The sequence below is a fragment of the Dyella jejuensis genome (genome assembly GCF_044904675.1).
Classification (GTDB): domain Bacteria; phylum Pseudomonadota; class Gammaproteobacteria; order Xanthomonadales; family Rhodanobacteraceae; genus Dyella_B; species Dyella_B jejuensis.
Genome location: NZ_JADIKJ010000010.1, coordinates 97,535 through 112,194, shown reverse-complemented (window position 1 = coordinate 112,194; position 14,660 = coordinate 97,535). Strand labels below are relative to the sequence as shown.

General features: G+C 62.5%; 17 protein-coding genes. 9 read left to right on the top strand and 8 right to left on the bottom strand.

All coding sequences use genetic code 11. The annotated features are described in order from the left end of the window. Positions 1–122 precede the first annotated feature (122 nt). Both ISP15_RS10160 and ISP15_RS10155 read right to left on the bottom strand, forming a co-directional pair. Positions 123–1,466: an alkaline phosphatase family protein gene (locus ISP15_RS10160; RefSeq protein ID WP_404547187.1), complete on the bottom strand. Its 1,344-nt coding sequence runs from the start codon at positions 1,464–1,466 to the stop codon at positions 123–125. A gap of 41 nt (positions 1,467–1,507) precedes the next feature. Beyond that, a complete protein-coding gene (locus ISP15_RS10155) occupies positions 1,508–2,359 on the bottom strand; it encodes a CPBP family intramembrane glutamic endopeptidase (protein WP_404547186.1) in 852 nt (283 codons plus the stop codon). Between the two features lie 229 nt (positions 2,360–2,588). On the opposite strand from ISP15_RS10155, the gene ISP15_RS10150 reads away from it, so the two are divergent. The 3 genes from ISP15_RS10150 (at position 2,589) to fghA (ending at position 5,195) form a co-directional block, all read left to right on the top strand. Next, positions 2,589–3,152: a hypothetical protein gene (locus ISP15_RS10150; RefSeq protein ID WP_404547185.1), complete on the top strand. Its 564-nt coding sequence runs from the start codon at positions 2,589–2,591 to the stop codon at positions 3,150–3,152. Between the two features lie 84 nt (positions 3,153–3,236). Next, entirely contained in the window at positions 3,237–4,346 is a 1,110-nt protein-coding gene (locus ISP15_RS10145) for an S-(hydroxymethyl)glutathione dehydrogenase/class III alcohol dehydrogenase (RefSeq protein WP_404547184.1), read from the top strand. 18 nt (positions 4,347–4,364) lie between these two features. Continuing rightward, complete coding sequence (gene fghA / locus ISP15_RS10140; protein ID WP_404547183.1) at positions 4,365–5,195, top strand: S-formylglutathione hydrolase; 831 nt, start codon at positions 4,365–4,367, stop codon at positions 5,193–5,195. Positions 5,196–5,233: 38 nt separating this feature from the next. Here the strand turns inward: fghA and ISP15_RS10135 are convergent, their stop codons facing one another. The 3 genes from ISP15_RS10135 to ISP15_RS10125 all read right to left on the bottom strand — a co-directional run bounded on the left by ISP15_RS10135 (position 5,234) and on the right by ISP15_RS10125 (position 7,995). Beyond that, positions 5,234–5,920, bottom strand: a complete 687-nt coding sequence (locus ISP15_RS10135; RefSeq protein ID WP_404547182.1) for an extensin-like domain-containing protein — start codon at positions 5,918–5,920, stop codon at positions 5,234–5,236. Positions 5,921–6,162: 242 nt separating this feature from the next. After that, positions 6,163–7,146 (bottom strand): SDR family oxidoreductase, encoded by a 984-nt coding sequence (locus ISP15_RS10130; protein WP_404547181.1) that lies wholly within the window; start codon positions 7,144–7,146, stop codon positions 6,163–6,165. A gap of 15 nt (positions 7,147–7,161) precedes the next feature. Continuing rightward, complete coding sequence (locus ISP15_RS10125) at positions 7,162–7,995, bottom strand: BON domain-containing protein (RefSeq protein WP_404547180.1); 834 nt, start codon at positions 7,993–7,995, stop codon at positions 7,162–7,164. Positions 7,996–8,180: 185 nt separating this feature from the next. Between ISP15_RS10125 and ISP15_RS10120 the strand changes: the two genes are divergently transcribed. The 3 genes from ISP15_RS10120 (at position 8,181) to ISP15_RS10110 (ending at position 9,613) form a co-directional block, all read left to right on the top strand. Beyond that, positions 8,181–8,531 carry a DUF2795 domain-containing protein gene (locus ISP15_RS10120; RefSeq protein WP_404547179.1) on the top strand — a complete coding sequence of 117 codons (351 nt, stop codon included), beginning with the start codon at positions 8,181–8,183 and terminating at the stop codon, positions 8,529–8,531. Then, positions 8,528–8,821, top strand: coding sequence for a KGG domain-containing protein (locus ISP15_RS10115; RefSeq protein ID WP_404547178.1), 294 nt, complete (start codon positions 8,528–8,530; stop codon positions 8,819–8,821). The genes ISP15_RS10120 and ISP15_RS10115 overlap by 4 nt, the downstream gene beginning before the upstream one ends. A gap of 138 nt (positions 8,822–8,959) precedes the next feature. Then, a complete protein-coding gene (locus ISP15_RS10110; RefSeq protein ID WP_404547177.1) occupies positions 8,960–9,613 on the top strand; it encodes a UdgX family uracil-DNA binding protein in 654 nt (217 codons plus the stop codon). 46 nt (positions 9,614–9,659) lie between these two features. On the opposite strand, the gene ISP15_RS10105 is transcribed toward ISP15_RS10110, so the two are convergent. Then, positions 9,660–11,657, bottom strand: a complete 1,998-nt coding sequence (locus tag ISP15_RS10105; RefSeq protein WP_404547176.1) for a hybrid sensor histidine kinase/response regulator — start codon at positions 11,655–11,657, stop codon at positions 9,660–9,662. 496 nt (positions 11,658–12,153) lie between these two features. Between ISP15_RS10105 and ISP15_RS10100 the strand changes: the two genes are divergently transcribed. Then, the gene (locus ISP15_RS10100) at positions 12,154–12,555 is read left to right on the top strand and encodes a CBS domain-containing protein (protein ID WP_404547175.1); all 402 of its coding nucleotides are present in this window, start codon (positions 12,154–12,156) and stop codon (positions 12,553–12,555) included. 29 nt (positions 12,556–12,584) lie between these two features. Continuing rightward, on the top strand, positions 12,585–12,818 hold the full coding sequence (locus tag ISP15_RS10095; protein WP_404547174.1) for a hypothetical protein: 234 nt from the start codon (positions 12,585–12,587) through the stop codon (positions 12,816–12,818). A gap of 204 nt (positions 12,819–13,022) precedes the next feature. Here the strand turns inward: ISP15_RS10095 and ISP15_RS10090 are convergent, their stop codons facing one another. Both ISP15_RS10090 and ISP15_RS10085 read right to left on the bottom strand, forming a co-directional pair. After that, positions 13,023–13,568 (bottom strand): DUF4142 domain-containing protein, encoded by a 546-nt coding sequence (locus ISP15_RS10090; RefSeq protein ID WP_404547173.1) that lies wholly within the window; start codon positions 13,566–13,568, stop codon positions 13,023–13,025. Between the two features lie 2 nt (positions 13,569–13,570). Beyond that, positions 13,571–13,831 carry a stress-induced protein gene (locus ISP15_RS10085; RefSeq protein WP_404547172.1) on the bottom strand — a complete coding sequence of 87 codons (261 nt, stop codon included), beginning with the start codon at positions 13,829–13,831 and terminating at the stop codon, positions 13,571–13,573. Between the two features lie 508 nt (positions 13,832–14,339). Here ISP15_RS10085 and ISP15_RS10080 point away from each other — a divergent pair. Beyond that, positions 14,340–14,537 (top strand): KGG domain-containing protein, encoded by a 198-nt coding sequence (locus ISP15_RS10080; protein WP_404547171.1) that lies wholly within the window; start codon positions 14,340–14,342, stop codon positions 14,535–14,537. The last annotated feature ends 123 nt before the right edge of the window (positions 14,538–14,660 follow it).

Here is a 14,660-nt window from a genome sequence, read left to right as displayed (position 1 = left end):
TCAAGGTATAGAGGGCGGCAGCCCGGACGTGATGACGGGCCAGACTCAATCAAACAGGAAAGCGCCCCCAGGTCTTTGTAATGTGTTCGGCCTGCGCACGCAAATCTGTAGCGCAGTTCTCATTACTGGATTATTTCCGTGAGTGGTGGCGCGGTTGCCGCCGGCAGGGAAACACCCAGGATTCTTGCAATGGTCGGCGCCACGCGCAGGTTGCTGATGGCGCCGAGCTTCACGCCACGGTGGATATGTGCACCCGAAGCGATAAACAATGCCTGCATATCCGCGTCGGTATCGAGATAGCCGTGTGCGCCCCGGGCCGGCGCGATGTCCTGGATCAGCGGTTCCTCGCTACCCTCTAAAAAGGCGTAGCCGGGCTTGGCGACAAGGTAGAGATCCGGTGCCTGGTCGCTTGCGCGAAGCGAGGGCAGGCCGAGCTTGCGCGCCTCCACGTTGGTGTAGGCGGCGGCTATGCCAGGCAGCTTTTCGAAATAGCTTTTCAGCTGGGGGGTGAGTTTCGCGCGACGCGCCTGGTTGCGAATGTATAACGATGCCTCGCCGCCCTCCGGCTGCACCCACACCTCGCCTCGATAGATGCCCTTGTTCTCGCGCAGCAGCCCTTGCCGCACCAGCGCGACGTTGGCGCGGATGGCATGCGTGTAGTCGGCAAAGCCGTGGTCGGAAGCGATGACGAACGTGATGCGATCCAGCAGGCCGGCCTTGCGCGCGGCATCCACCAGTCGTGCCAGGCATGCGTCGGCATCGGCGAACGCGCCATAGGCGGCAGGCGACAGCGCGCCGTAGCCGTGTTGCAAGGTGTCGGTCTGCAAAAGATGGAACAGCAGCAGGTTCGGCGTATGCCGGGTCAGGATATCGATGGCGGCATCGGTCCACACCTGGTCATGCCAGGCCGGGCTGCCGCGCTCGCCGAAGGTGGCGATGTCCTCTTGCGTCACCAGGCCTTGCGCAACCAGGTCGCGCGCAATCGGTCCGTTGGCATCCGGGCGTTCGGCGAATGACCATTGCACATGGCGCGCGGCGTAGATCGCGACCCAGTCGACCTGGCCGGTGGTCATGCCTTTTTCCGCCAGCGCGTCGTAAAGCGTGCGTGCATGCACCAGTTGGTCGCGGGGTGTCCACGGTTTCACTTGCGGCATGCCGCCATCGGCTGGAAAGGTGATCAGGCCATTGGCCATCACATGATGCTCGCTGGCGTCCACGCCCGTGATCAGCGTGGTGTGGTTGGGCCAGGTCACCGTCGGATTGATCGGTTGCATGGCCTGGGCGTAGGCGCCGCTGGCCTGCATGGCGCGCAAGGCAGGCATCGGCAGGCGCGGATCGTTCAACGCACGCGCCGGAAAACCGTCGATGGTCACGAGCACCACGATCGGTCCGTGCCGGGCCGCGCTGCCGTCATCGGTGTCTGGCAGCGGCTGGCTGCGGGCCGGCATGGCTCGCGTGGCAGCCATCAAGGCAACGGCGAGGAGGATAAGGTTTCGCACAGCAGCCATCACCGGTTGATGCCACCTTCCAGGGCGGCCTGCGAGGCTGGCGCGGACCGATAGCAGCGCGCGCAAAGCGCGACCACCAGTGCTGCCGCCAGCATGAGCAAAGCGAAGCCGATGAAGCCACGCTCGTCGCGCTGCGGCGAACGGTCGATGACCTGATACAGGTTCAAGCTGAAATTGCCGGCGGTGTGGAACAGCAATGCGGCGAGGATGCTTTTGCGATTGCTCTCGTAGACCCACACGATCAACACGCGCAAGGCGATGGTGAAGATCAGGAAAGCCCAGAATGGCATGAACGATTGCGTCAGGCCGATCACGAAAAACAGCGGCAGGTGCCAGCAGCCCCAGATGATTCCCAGCAACACGGCCGCTCGCAGCAGGCTTCGACGCTGCTGCAGGCGGTCAATCGCATAGGCCCAGCCGAACTCCTCGTTCACCGAGCCGCCGATAAAGAACAACTCCACGAACACCAGCGGAATTTGCGACAACGGAACCAGCAAGGCGAACGCTGGCCCGCCGTGCCTGGCCAGCCACCACATCGTCACGCTGGCGGCCAAGGGGGCAAGCAACACGGCGCACAACACGTGGACTGGGCTGATCCGGTAACGCAGGCTACGTCCGGCGAATTCGCGCACGGCGGCCCAGCCGCCATCGCGGTAGACACAGAAGAACGCGCCAATGAAAGGACCGAACGAGCCGCCGAGCAGGCACACCAGCTGCAAGCCGGGCGAGAGCTTCAACAGGTCGCGGCTGGCCAGTACCGGCAACAGCCACACCATCCAGCTGATGGCGAAGGCCACGGTAAAGTAAAGCCAGACGGGAGTACGAAAGACAACGGGTGCGTTGGCGTTCAAAGGGCTCTCCTTGGATTGGCATGGACCCGCGCGGACGATGCCGGCACGGTACACGGCACACGGCGTGCGCCGACCGATGCGCGATAGTGATCCCATCGGTAGGCAAGCTCAACCGGTGCCGGATGGCGGAAGCCGCATCGTCCTGTCACATCGCCTGCACCGACTTTCCACGTCGCGGCGCAGGCCGTGGATGCCATGATCCCGCGCATGTGCGCAATGGCTGCTTTCGATGGCGACTGATCCGGCCTTGCTGGTCTTGATGTACTTCGTCATGCCGCTATGGCTTGCCGCCGGTTTTGCCGATTGGCTATGCCATCGCGCCACGCGGATCGAATCGACCACCGGCGCAAAGGAGTCGCTGATCCATCTGCTGATGTTCGTGGAAGTGGGCGCGCCATTGCTGGCCGTGCTGTTTTTGCAGGTGAACGCCGGCATCCTGTCGCTGATGATCGTTGCGTTCTTCATCCATGAATTGACCGCGCTGTGGGACGTGAGTTATGCGGTATCCGCGCGCGAGGTCGGCCCGGTCGAGCAGCACCTACACAGCTTTCTCGAAATGGTGCCGCTGATGGCCATGCTGCTGGTGATCTCCCGTCACTGGGGACAATTCCTGGCGCTGTTCGGGTTCGGCCGGGAAACAGCGGCTTATGCGCTGGCGTGGAAGCGGCAGGCGCTGCCGGCCGGCTATCTTGCATGCATTCTGTTACTGATCCTGGTGTTCGAGCTGGCGCCGTACACGGAAGAGCTCTGGCGTTGCCTGCGCCGCCGCGGCGATCAGCAAACGGGTCTTTAGCCAGGCAGAGTTTTATGTATTCCGGTGGCCGGCAGGCATGGCCGATAATCGATGCTTTCCGCTCGACCGCCCAGGAGCAATGCCATGAAATCACGCGCCGCCGTCGCCTTTGCGCCCGGCCAGCCACTGCAGATCGTCGAGATCGACGTCGCTCCGCCCAAGGCTGGCGAGGTGCTGGTGAAAATCACCCATACCGGCGTATGCCATACCGATGCGTTCACGCTCTCGGGCGACGATCCGGAAGGTATTTTCCCGGCTGTGCTGGGACACGAGGGCGGCGGCATCGTGGTGGAAGTAGGCGAGGGCGTGAGCACGCTCAAGCCGGGCGACCATGTCATTCCGCTGTACACGGCCGAATGCGGCCAGTGCAAATTCTGCCGTTCCGGCAAGACCAACCTCTGCCAGGCGGTGCGCGCCACGCAGGGCAAGGGACTGATGCCGGATGGCACCACGCGCTTCTCGTACCAGGGCCAGCCCATCTATCACTACATGGGCACCAGCACCTTCAGCGAATACACCGTGGTGCCGGAAATCTCGCTGGCCAGGATCGACGCGCAGGCCCCGCTGGAGAAAGTGTGCCTGCTCGGATGCGGCGTCACGACCGGGATCGGCGCCGTGCACAACACCGCCAAAGTGGAGGCGGGCGCCACAGTGGCGGTGTTCGGCCTGGGCGGCATTGGCCTGGCGGTGATCCAGGGCGCGGTGCAGGCAAACGCCGGGCGCATCCTGGCGATCGATACCAATCCGGCCAAATTCGAGCTGGCGCGCGACATGGGCGCCACCGATTGCATCAATCCGAAGGATCACGACCAGCCGATCCAGGACGTGATCGTGGCGATGACCGACGGCGGCGTGGATTACAGCTTCGAGTGCATCGGCAACGTGGACGTGATGCGCGCCGCGCTGGAGTGCTGCCACAAGGGCTGGGGCGAAAGCATCATCATCGGCGTGGCCGGCGCCGGCAAGGAAATCCGCACGCGGCCGTTCCAGCTGGTGACCGGCCGCGTATGGCGCGGCAGTGCCTTCGGTGGAGTGAAGGGGCGCAGCCAGCTGCCGGGCATGGTGCAACAGGCGATGCGCGGCGAGATCCGGCTCGATCCGTTCATTACGCACACGCTGCCGTTGGAGCGCATCAACGAAGCCTTCGAGCTGATGCACGAAGGCAAGTCGATCCGCACTGTCATTCACTTCTGATACCCGAGGCCTACGAAAATGGAACGCATCGAACATCGCGCCTGTTTCGGCGGCTGGCAGGACGTCTATCGCCACCGCTCGCATGCGCTGGACTGCGAGATGCGGCTGGCCGTCTATCTGCCGCCACAGGCGAGCGAACGGCCGGTGCCGGCGCTTTACTGGCTATCCGGATTGACCTGCACCGAACAGAACTTCATCAACAAGGCCGGTGCGCAGCGCTATGCCGCCGAGCATGGTCTCGCCTTGGTGGTGTGCGACACCAGTCCGCGCGGCGAAGGCGTAGCCGATGCTGCGGCGTATGACCTGGGCATGGGCGCGGGTTTCTATGTCAACGCCACGGTGTCGCCGTGGTCCAGGCATTACCGCATGTACGACTACGTGGTGCACGAACTGCCCGAACTGGTCGAAAAGCATTGCCCGTTGACGGATGCGCGCGCCATCAGCGGCCATTCGATGGGCGGCCATGGTGCGCTCACCATCGCGCTGAAGAATCCGGGCCGCTACGGCAGCGTCTCCGCGTTCTCGCCGATTGTCGCGCCATCGCGCGTGCCGTGGGGCGAGCAGGCATTCTCGGCCTATCTGGGCGGCGATCGGGAAACATGGCGCAGCTACGATGCCACCGAGCTGGTAAAGACCGCGAACGAAAAACTCCCACTGCTGATCGATCAGGGCGATGCCGATGAATTCCTGCACAGCCAATTGCATCCGGAATGGTTGCAGCAAGCGGCCGACGCGGCAGGACACCCGCTGGAACTGCGCATGCGGCCAGGCTACGACCACAGCTACTACTTCGTCGCCAGTTTCATTGGCGAGCACGTGGCCTATCACGCGGCCGCGTTGCGCAGATAAGCCGAATCGGGCCATTGTTTCTGGCATCATCATTGCCATCACCGGCACCAGCCCCAGCTTCCCGCTTCGAGATGGAAATGCGTGTGGTGCGCCGCGTTGTATTCCGGCCCCAGCACGATACCGAAAAACGGACAGCCGCGTGCTTCCAGCTTATGCAGGAAGGTGCCGTCGAGGCCTTTGTCCCAATCCTTGGCGATCACGACAGCGCGGCCATTGCCCAGGCGAAACCCCGTGACGTCGATGGCTTCCGCCCGCGCGTGGCGGCTCAACGCCGCGTCGGGCTGCGAATAGATGGTGCGGCAAGCGTAACTGCCCACGTGCGAGATCGACACGACCGGCTGCCCGAACCATTGTCGCGCGAGTGGTTGCAGCGCATGGCGATCGAACAGCACCAGCGAAGCGGCGAGCGGGCAGGTGACGATGGTCGGTCGCTCCAGCCGCGCTACGCCGGTGTCTTGCAGCCGGACTGCATGGTTCCAGCCGCAACCGCCGGCGCCGACATAATCACGCACGATCGAAAATGTCGCGCCGGATTGCTGGAGCGCGGCCAGGCAGCGCGGTGCATCCGCGTCGAGCCGTTGCAATTTGTAACCGAGAAACAGATCCGGTGGCGCGCGCAAATCCAGTGGCGCCCACGGGTTATAGCGATCCGGCAGGCGTCGGCGCTGCGACCAGCCCAGGGCGATCAGGGCAATGACTGCGATCAGTAACAGCCAGCGGCGCATGTCGCGAGGCTAACGTGCCGGCTGTATAGGGCGCATATAACGGGTTTTGCAGGTCGCAAGCCGGCCGTGGACAAGGCACGCGAACGGCGCGCGAGTCCGCGCTGCGCTTATTCCAGGAAGACCTTGGCAAGGCATGGCTTCCAGCACGGCTTGATCGCCTTTATAGCGCTGACGTTTCAGTTACGACCCTGCCACTGTCCACTGGCGTGCCTACTGCAACGCCACCACCAATTCGCCAATCGTTACTGTGGTGTAGGCCCGCCCATCACCGGCAACACCGCACCGGAGATATAGCTGGAGCAGATCGGCGAGGCAAGGAACACATATGCGGGCGCGAGTTCTTCGGGCTGCGCGGGTCGACCCATCAGATTGGCCTCGCCGAACTTGCTCACTTTTCCGGCGCTGCTGTCGGCGGGGTTGAACGGTGTCCACACCGGTCCCGGCGCAACGGCATTCACGCGGATGCCACGTTTGATCACGTTGGCCGCGAGCGCCTTGGTGAACGCATGGATCGCGCCCTTGGTCATCGAATAATCGAGCAGCATCTTGTGGCCGAACAGCCCGGTCTCCGAACCGGTATTGATGATGCAGTCGCCGTTCTGGAGATGCGGCAGGGCCGCCTTGGCCATGTGGAAATAGCCGTACACATTGGTGTGGATGGTTTCGTCGAAATGTTCCTCGGTGATGTCTTCCAGCCGCGCGGCGTGTTCCTGGAATGCCGCATTGTTGACCAGAATGGAGAGTTTGCCGAACTCGCCGACGACTTTTTCCACCGCCGCCTTGCAAAAAGCCTGGTCGCGCACATCGCCTTCGATCAGCAGGCATCGCTGGCCTTCGTCTTCCACATGGCGTTTGGTCTCGGCAGCATCCTCGCGTTCGCTGAGATAAATGATCGCCACGTCCGCGCCTTCGCGCGCAAACAGCACGGCCACCGCCCGTCCGATACCGGAATCGCCGCCGGTGATCAGCGCGATTTTGCCCGATAGCTTGCTGCTGCCGACATACTCGGGCGCCAGGAATTGCGGGCGCGGATCGAGTTCGGCCTCCGAGCCCGGCTTGGCCTGATGCTGGGCGGGCAGCGGGTTTTCAGGATAAGCGTGCGCACCGGCCTGGGTAGCGCGCTTGGAATCGGCGCCTGGCACCTTTTCCGACTGCTCCGGACGCGCCTCGGTATCGCGCTGGATCTGCTGCTGTCGTGCGGTCGTGGCGCGGGCTTTCTTGTTCATGGCATATGCTCCGATTTATTCATCGCTCCACGGGCGTCGCGGTTGCGAAGCGGCAAGATGCAAACGATTGTCGATGTTCTCGACGCCTTCCACGCTGTCGACGCATTGCTCGACACGGTGGCGCAGCATGGCGTCGGCGACTTCGCCTTCGATCACGACGGTGCCGTTCTTTACGTGCACCGAGATATCCGGAGCATCGATATCCGTGCCGTTGTCGAGGGCTGCGTGCACGGCTTCGCGCAGGCGATCATCGCTGGGCTGTGGCTTGCGTGGCGCATGGTGGCCAAAACCGGGAGTTTTCTCGACCTCGTAGGCATCGGGCGATGTTTCGAGATCGAGCCGATCCGCTCCCTGGCCGTCCTCGTCTTCCGCGGAAAGACGAAAGCCAAGGTCCGGATCGTCGGGCTCGTCGATCGGGCTGACCTCCGCAGAAAGCTCGGCTAGCAAATCATTCTGCGTCGAATCCGCGTATTGAGGACTTTCCCATTGGCCTTCCCGCAGTGGACCGTAGTGCTGGCGAGGCGTGCCTTCCTGGTCGCGGTAATCGGAATATTCATCGGCATATTCGTTAAAGCCGCCTTCGGGCAGCGTCAGCCGTTCGACGCTGTAATTGGTTTCGTCAAAACGCAATGGCCCCTGCGAGGCTTCCTCCGGATCGCGATAGCTCAAGCGTTCGGTACGCCGATCCGGATCGAGGCTGCGTGGCCCGAAGCCGACAGTGGCGTCATCCGGATCGTGCAGGCTTGGCAGGGCGCTGGTGGAAGCGGTGCTTTGCTCCTGCGCCGTCATGCCTTGCTCCGCGTCGTGCGCGGCCGCCTTGGTTTTTGCTTCGCTGGATTTGCTGGTCATGAAGCCGCTCCCATTCGTCGTAATGCATGGATGGCTAAAACCTATGGCGCGGCGAGTGGCGGCGGGGTGAATCGAAAGATAGCCCGATGTAATCGCGCCGCGCCCGTTCATATGCGCGCGGCGAGCACACTCACAGGCGCCTGCGTGTATTCGAGACATTTCTGCGGTGGCGGAAAAATTTTCTGATGCATGTGCTGCTTTTTCCAGGCGCACTGAAGCACGTGAGCATCACGCTGGCGATGGCATGTTGTTCGCGGATTTTTTGCGGCAGCCATGCCGCCGGATTTTCAGCTGGTCAAAGAGGTGAAGTCATGACAAGAGGGATGGGCGGCCAATCCCCGGCGAACGTTCAGCAATACCTTCGCGATGTCCACTATCCAGCGAGCAAGCATGAAGTGCTCGCACAGGCCAGGCGCAGCGATGCTCCTGCGCACGTGCTCAATGCCATCGAACGCATGGTTGAAGACGAATTTGCGAGTCCGCAGGCTGTGGTGAAAGGCTGGCGCGCATCCGAAAGCACAGAGGTAATGGCATGACCACGAAACAACACGATCCAGGCAGTGGCGGGATGACTGTGCGCGAGGCCGGGCGAAAAGGCGGCCAGGCGCGCAAGCAGCAGCTGGGCCCGGAAGGTTATTCGGCGCTGGGAAAAAAAGGCGGCGCTGCGCGCAAGGAAGAACTCGGTTCGGAAGGCTATTCGGCGTTGGGCAAGCAAGGCGGTCAGGCGCGCAGGCAAGAGCTGGGAAGGGAAGGCTACGTTGCCCTGGGCAAGAAGGGCGGCCAGCGCGGGCGTACTCCGAACGACCGGAAAGGCGCGGACAGATAGCGCCGTAACGCGGCCGTGACGCAAGCGCGGGACGCGAGCGCGTGAAATATGCATGGATGGAGTGGCTGGCCTGTCCTGCACGTTTTTTCGATAGACGGAAGCGGAAGCTTCGATCCAGGAAACGTGAGGTCAGCCAAGATGCGGCAATCAAGATCGGCATGGGATTCCCCGCTGGCGCGGCCGCCGAGCGCACCGCCGCCGCCCGGCTCGGTCAAGGAATTGCGGAGCTTGGCATCGCATTGCCACGACTGTCCGCTGTGGCGGCACGCCACGCAGACCGTGTTCGGCAAAGGCCCCCTGCACGCATCCATCATGCTGGTCGGCGAACAACCCGGCTTGCAGGAAGATGCCAGCGGCGAGCCGTTCGTCGGCCCGGCCGGCGCGCTGCTCGATCGCGCGTTGGAGGAGAGCGGCCTCGATCGGCGTGAGGTGTACATCACCAATGCGGTCAAGCATTTCAAGTTTGAACAGCGCGGCAAGCGGCGGTTGCACAAACGCGCCAACGCCGCCGAACAGGCGATCTGTCGCGAGTGGCTGGCGGCGGAACTGCGCGAGGTGCGTCCGCAACGGATCCTCGCGCTGGGCGCGATGGCGGCGCAGGCGTTCTTCGGCACGAACTTCCACCTCACGATCAGCCGTGGTCGATGGATACGCTTGCCGGGTGACATCGACGGCATGGCGACATGGCATCCGGCATCGGTGCTGCGTTCGATCAATCGCGACACGCACGATCACCGGTACCAGCAGTTGGTGGAGGACCTGCGGACGTTTGCGGCAGGGACGAAGCGCTAGCGCGTGCCTTGCTGCGCGGAAAACCGGTCCAGGCCTTGGGATCGCGTCAGCTTGCCGGTTGCAACAACAGCCGCGTCTTGGCCAGCAGGTCGCCCATGTCGAATGGCTTGATCAAGGCCTCGGTGGCGTGGTCGAGTCCTTCCAGTTCGAGCAACTCGGAGTCCGCGTAGCCGGTCATCAGGATCACGCGCAGCGAGGGAAATAGCTTGCGTGCCTGGCTGCATAGTTCGTAGCCGTCCATGACGGGCAGGTCGATGTCCGACAGCAGTAAATCCCAGGACTCATTGCTGGAAAGTATGGATAGTGCTTCATTGCCGCAGGCGGCCTCGTAGACCTGGCAGCCGAGTTGGCGCAGCCGCACCGCCACCGACTCGCGGATGGTTTCGTTGTCTTCGACGATAAGAATGCGAAAGCCGGTCAGGTTTGGCTCCGGTTTCTGTTCTTTCAAGGGCGGCGCTTCCACGTCCCTGTCGTCGCAGGGCAGGTACAACAGTACCGACGTGCCCGCGCCGGGCATGCTGCGAATGTCGATGGCGCCGCCGTACTGGGTCACGAATCCGTAGACCATCGACAAGCCAAGGCCGGTGCCGTGACCTTCGGGCTTGGTGGTAAAAAAGGGTTCCAGCGCGCGCCGGCGCGTTTCCTCATTCATGCCCGGACCATCGTCCATGACCGCGATCTCCACGTAGGTTTCGCGCAAGGGATCCAATGCCACCTGCACACTGCTGTCGGCCGGGCTGCAAAGGCGGCTGGTCATGCGCAGGCGGCCCTGGCCGTCCATGGCGTCGCGCGCGTTGACGGCAAGATTCACTAGCGCGCTTTCCAGCTGGCCGCTGTCGCAGGTGAGGGGCGGCACGTCTTCGGGAAACGAGACATCCAGTACGATGCCGTCGCCCAGCGTTCGTCCCAGCAGCTCGCGGATGGAACGCAGCACGCTGACAACCGTGGTGCGATGGTTGGCCGGGGCCTGCCTGCGCGCAAGCGACAGCAGGCGCTGGGTCAGTCGGCCGGCGCGCAACGCGGCATCCAGCGACACCATCACATAGCGCTTGGCCTGGTCGGCGCTTTCGCGGTCCAGGCAAAGCGAGGCCAGTTCCAGCGAACTGATGATGCCTTGCAACGCATTGTTGAAGTCGTGCGCGATGCCGCCGGTAAGCTGGCCGATCGCTTCGATTTTCTGCGCATGCACCATCTGTTCGCGCGCTTCGAACAGGCGCCGCTCGGTCAGTTGCTGCTGGGTGCGATCGCGCACGATCATGGCGAAGCCGATCAGCGAGCCATCGCTTTCATGGATCGCCTCGATGACGACCTCGGCCGGGAAGCTCTCGCGGTTGGCGCGCAGCAATTCGCAATTGGCATGGGAGCGGCCAGCCTCGCAAGCCTGTCGCAGGAGTTGCGAAGGAAGATCCTGGGAGACCTGTTCCTCGTTGAAAAAAACGCAAAAGTGCCTGCCGACGATGTCCTTGGCTGGAAAGCAGGTTATGCGCTGCGCCCCCAGGTTCCAATCCAGCACGATGCCCTGTGGATCGAGCATGCAAATGGCGTAGTCGGTTACGCCGTGCACGAACAGGCGGAAGCGGCGCTCGCTTTCGCGCAAGCGGTCCTGGGTATGGCGGCGCAAGTTGATGTCGCGGACGATCATGACGAAGCCATGGCATTTGCCGCTGGCACCCTTCAATACGTCGACGGAAATGTCGGCACGGAAGCGGCGACCGCCGCGGCGCAACAGCCATGCCTCGGTTTTCGCGCGCTTACCGCTGCCGTGGGCCTTCAGCGCAACGCGCAGTAATTCCGAATCCTGCGAACCGGGCGCATAGAGCGTGGAATAGTGCTTGCCCAGCAATTCCCGTGGACGATAGGCGCTGAACAGTTCACTTTCCACATGGCAGGCCACGACATATCCGCGGCGATCCAGGGTGAAGACGGCGTAATCCGTTGAGTTGTTGGCATAGCGACTGGTGCGATGCAGGACAGCTGGCATGTCATGGCTCTGGAACGGGTAAAGCCGGGCGGTACCGTGCAGCGTCTTCAGCCTGGTTCTCATCAAGCTCGAAAAAGCTGCGTTTTTACTCATGCTTCAGCGGACGAACACCGTGCAACCATAGCGTTGTACGCAAGCGATATCGCTTGCGGTTCCCCATGACGCGGCAACCCTGAGCGTTGCCTCCCTTGCTCCCTGATCAAGGGCCACTGCAATGTTCGCATATCGCTTCAGGCGACCTTGGTCCGTTGCTGATGGTTCAAGATGATCGTTTTTCCGTAACGGTGGTGTGAAAAATAACGGCAATAACTGTTCACTGGTTGCTGTCGCAACATTTTTGCAGGATCGGCTTACACGGCCATTACTGCCGGGGAGGGTACTTGCCGCCACATTGGTTGTGGATGAGTCCGTTGATGCGATGTGCGCAAGTCCTTATCCGCCAGCCATGCCAACATGCCCCATCACCGGGATGCGGCACAGGCGGCACAGCAGGCCCCGCCGCCTTTCCCGCGCGTCTGGGCCACGCTGGAGTGAAAGCCTCATGCAAGCAAGCGACATCATGACAACCAATCCGCGCTACTGTTCGGCGCGCGATTCCCTGCAGGGCGTAGCCCGGCTGATGCTTGAAGCAGACGTCGGGGAGATACCGGTGGTGGACGAGCGCCACCAGCTGGTTGGCGTGATTACCGACCGCGATATCGTGGTGCGCTGCGTGGCCGCGGGCGATGCGCCCGATACCTGCGTGGTCGATGCCTATATGACCGCGCCCGCCGTCTCGCTTGGCAAGGATGCCAGCCTCGAGGACGTAGCCAACCTGATGGCCAAGGAAGCTGTACGGCGTATTCCTATTACCGATGAAGCAGGGCGGCTTTGCGGCATCGTCGCGCAGGCGGACCTGGAGCGTTCGAAGGCTCGCTCGCAGAAGGCGAAGGTATCGCACCGTGTTTCCTCGCCGCATTGAGCTGCCGTACCCGAGCCTGTGACCGACCGATGATCGATGCCGTCGAAGTGATGCCAGTGTTCCGTATATCGTGTAATCCCCAGCCCGCACCGCCGCCGGACCCCGTCAAACCGCCGAGCCCGATGCCGCCGATGCCCGGCCCGGAAACGCCAGTTCCGCAACCCGGCCGTCCGCCGCTGGTCGATCCCAATCCCGAGCCGCCGCCGATCGACGACCCGGCGCCGCCGCCCAGCTGGCGACCGATGGCGTGGATGATCAATTGACCTGCTCCCGATAACGCATCAGCTTGCCGTAGGGTCGGTTCGCTTTATCCGCATTAGCCCGCGGTGACATGACGAAGAGTGCGGTCGCCATCGACCAGCAGGATAGACAGTGCCTGGGCGCGGATGAAAAAAACTCGACGCGGTGCGCCGGAATGCAAGCATGCGCGGCATGGGCAAGGACCGCCGACGCGCGGAATCGGCGGCTTACATCGGTGGCAAGGCCGCATGCGTCATGCCGGTCTCCAGGTTCTCTGCCAGTTTCAGATGCAGGTCCAGCGTCGGCAGGGTCGCTTCCGCAAGTCGGCGAATATCCGGGTTGTCGCTACGCGATGCGGCGGTAAACAGTTCAATGGCCTTGAGTTCGTCTTCCACGATGACATCGTCATAGGCGCAATCGAAGGCGTAGCCGCGCAGGGTGTTCAGTTGCCGCGCCCTGGCTTGCGTTTCGGCGCTTGGCTGCGCCGAAACGTTTACCTTGTAGCGCCAGGCCAGGCTCGCCAGTTTGCGATTCACCTGCGAGTGATCATCGACGATGCGTTTGGCCAGGTGTTGTACGGGTACGGCGGTCGAGGTTTGCAGCGCCAGTTCGCTGAGGGTCACCTCGCTCGCGCCGACCGCAACCGCCTGACGCAGGAAGTGACGGTCTTCCTTGCTGATCCCGCTCCCGCGCGCACGGCTTTCGCGCCATTGCGACATGGCCACCCAGGCCACGAAAGCAAGAATGCCGACCAGCAGGGTTGACTGCGTCACGATCATGGTTGTGCGGAAGGCTCGGGAATGTCTTCCTCCTGCTGGCCGCTGCGACGACCGAGTTCGGCCATGTGCTTGCGATTGCGGCTTATCTGGCTGCCACCCTTCTGGCCGGCCTTGCGCGCCTCTTCGGGCGTGAACTGGTGGGCGCGGCCTCGTGCATGGGCTATGCGGCCGCCAAGGCTGGCGACTTCACGGCGCCGATGTTCATCCATGGCGGCGAAACCTCGCGGGGACGTATCGGCTTTAAGCTGATCGGACATAAACGCTCTCGTTGCAAGCTGCAGGGAGGGCGCCCAGTTTTTTACCGTGTGCCTGCGCGCGGCGTGAATGTGTGGGAAAAAGAAGGTGAAGATTTAGCCAGCGTGCATCAGCTTGAACAAGACGCTTCGAGAGAGGCGCGAAAAGATATCCGCATGACGAGGATGCCCGGTCTCCTTAGCTCCTTGCGGCATGCATGTTTTGCAAGCCGTCATCGCCGATCGCAGGCGCGGGCCTGAAAAACGATCGGGCGACGCAAAGAAAAAAATAGGGCGAGCGCGATCCCTCATCCTTCCGTTCATGCGCGCTTAGGGAAAAATTCCCTCTGAACCAGGCATGCAGGCGGATGGCCGTGCTGTTGCACGGTATAAATTTTCTCTGCGCATGACAGGCCTGTCACCGATGCAAAACGGCATTCACGCATGGCTCAAATCTATTTGACCCGCGCGTGCCTAGAGTGGCCCCCGTTCGTCGACAGACGGACATTCTGTTCCTCACTGGAGTTATGTAATGACTAACGAGAAAAGCAACCGCGGATTCGCCTCGATGGACGAGTCCAAGCAGCGCAAGATCGCCAGTAAAGGCGGGAAGGCCGGCGGCGGTGATCATGCCACCCATGAGCAGCATGTAGCTGCCGGCAGGCAGAGCAGCGGCGGTACCCACGAGCAACACGTGAAGGCCGGCCAGCAAAGCCACAAAAATACCTAAGATCGGGTCGGCACGACCTAAGGGTGGTAAAGCCCTCGTTTTCCAAGGCCTGTTGACGTTGTTTCGGCAACACAGCAGCCATCGGAAAGAAAGAGCCCGGTACAGGGATGCGCCGGGCTCTTG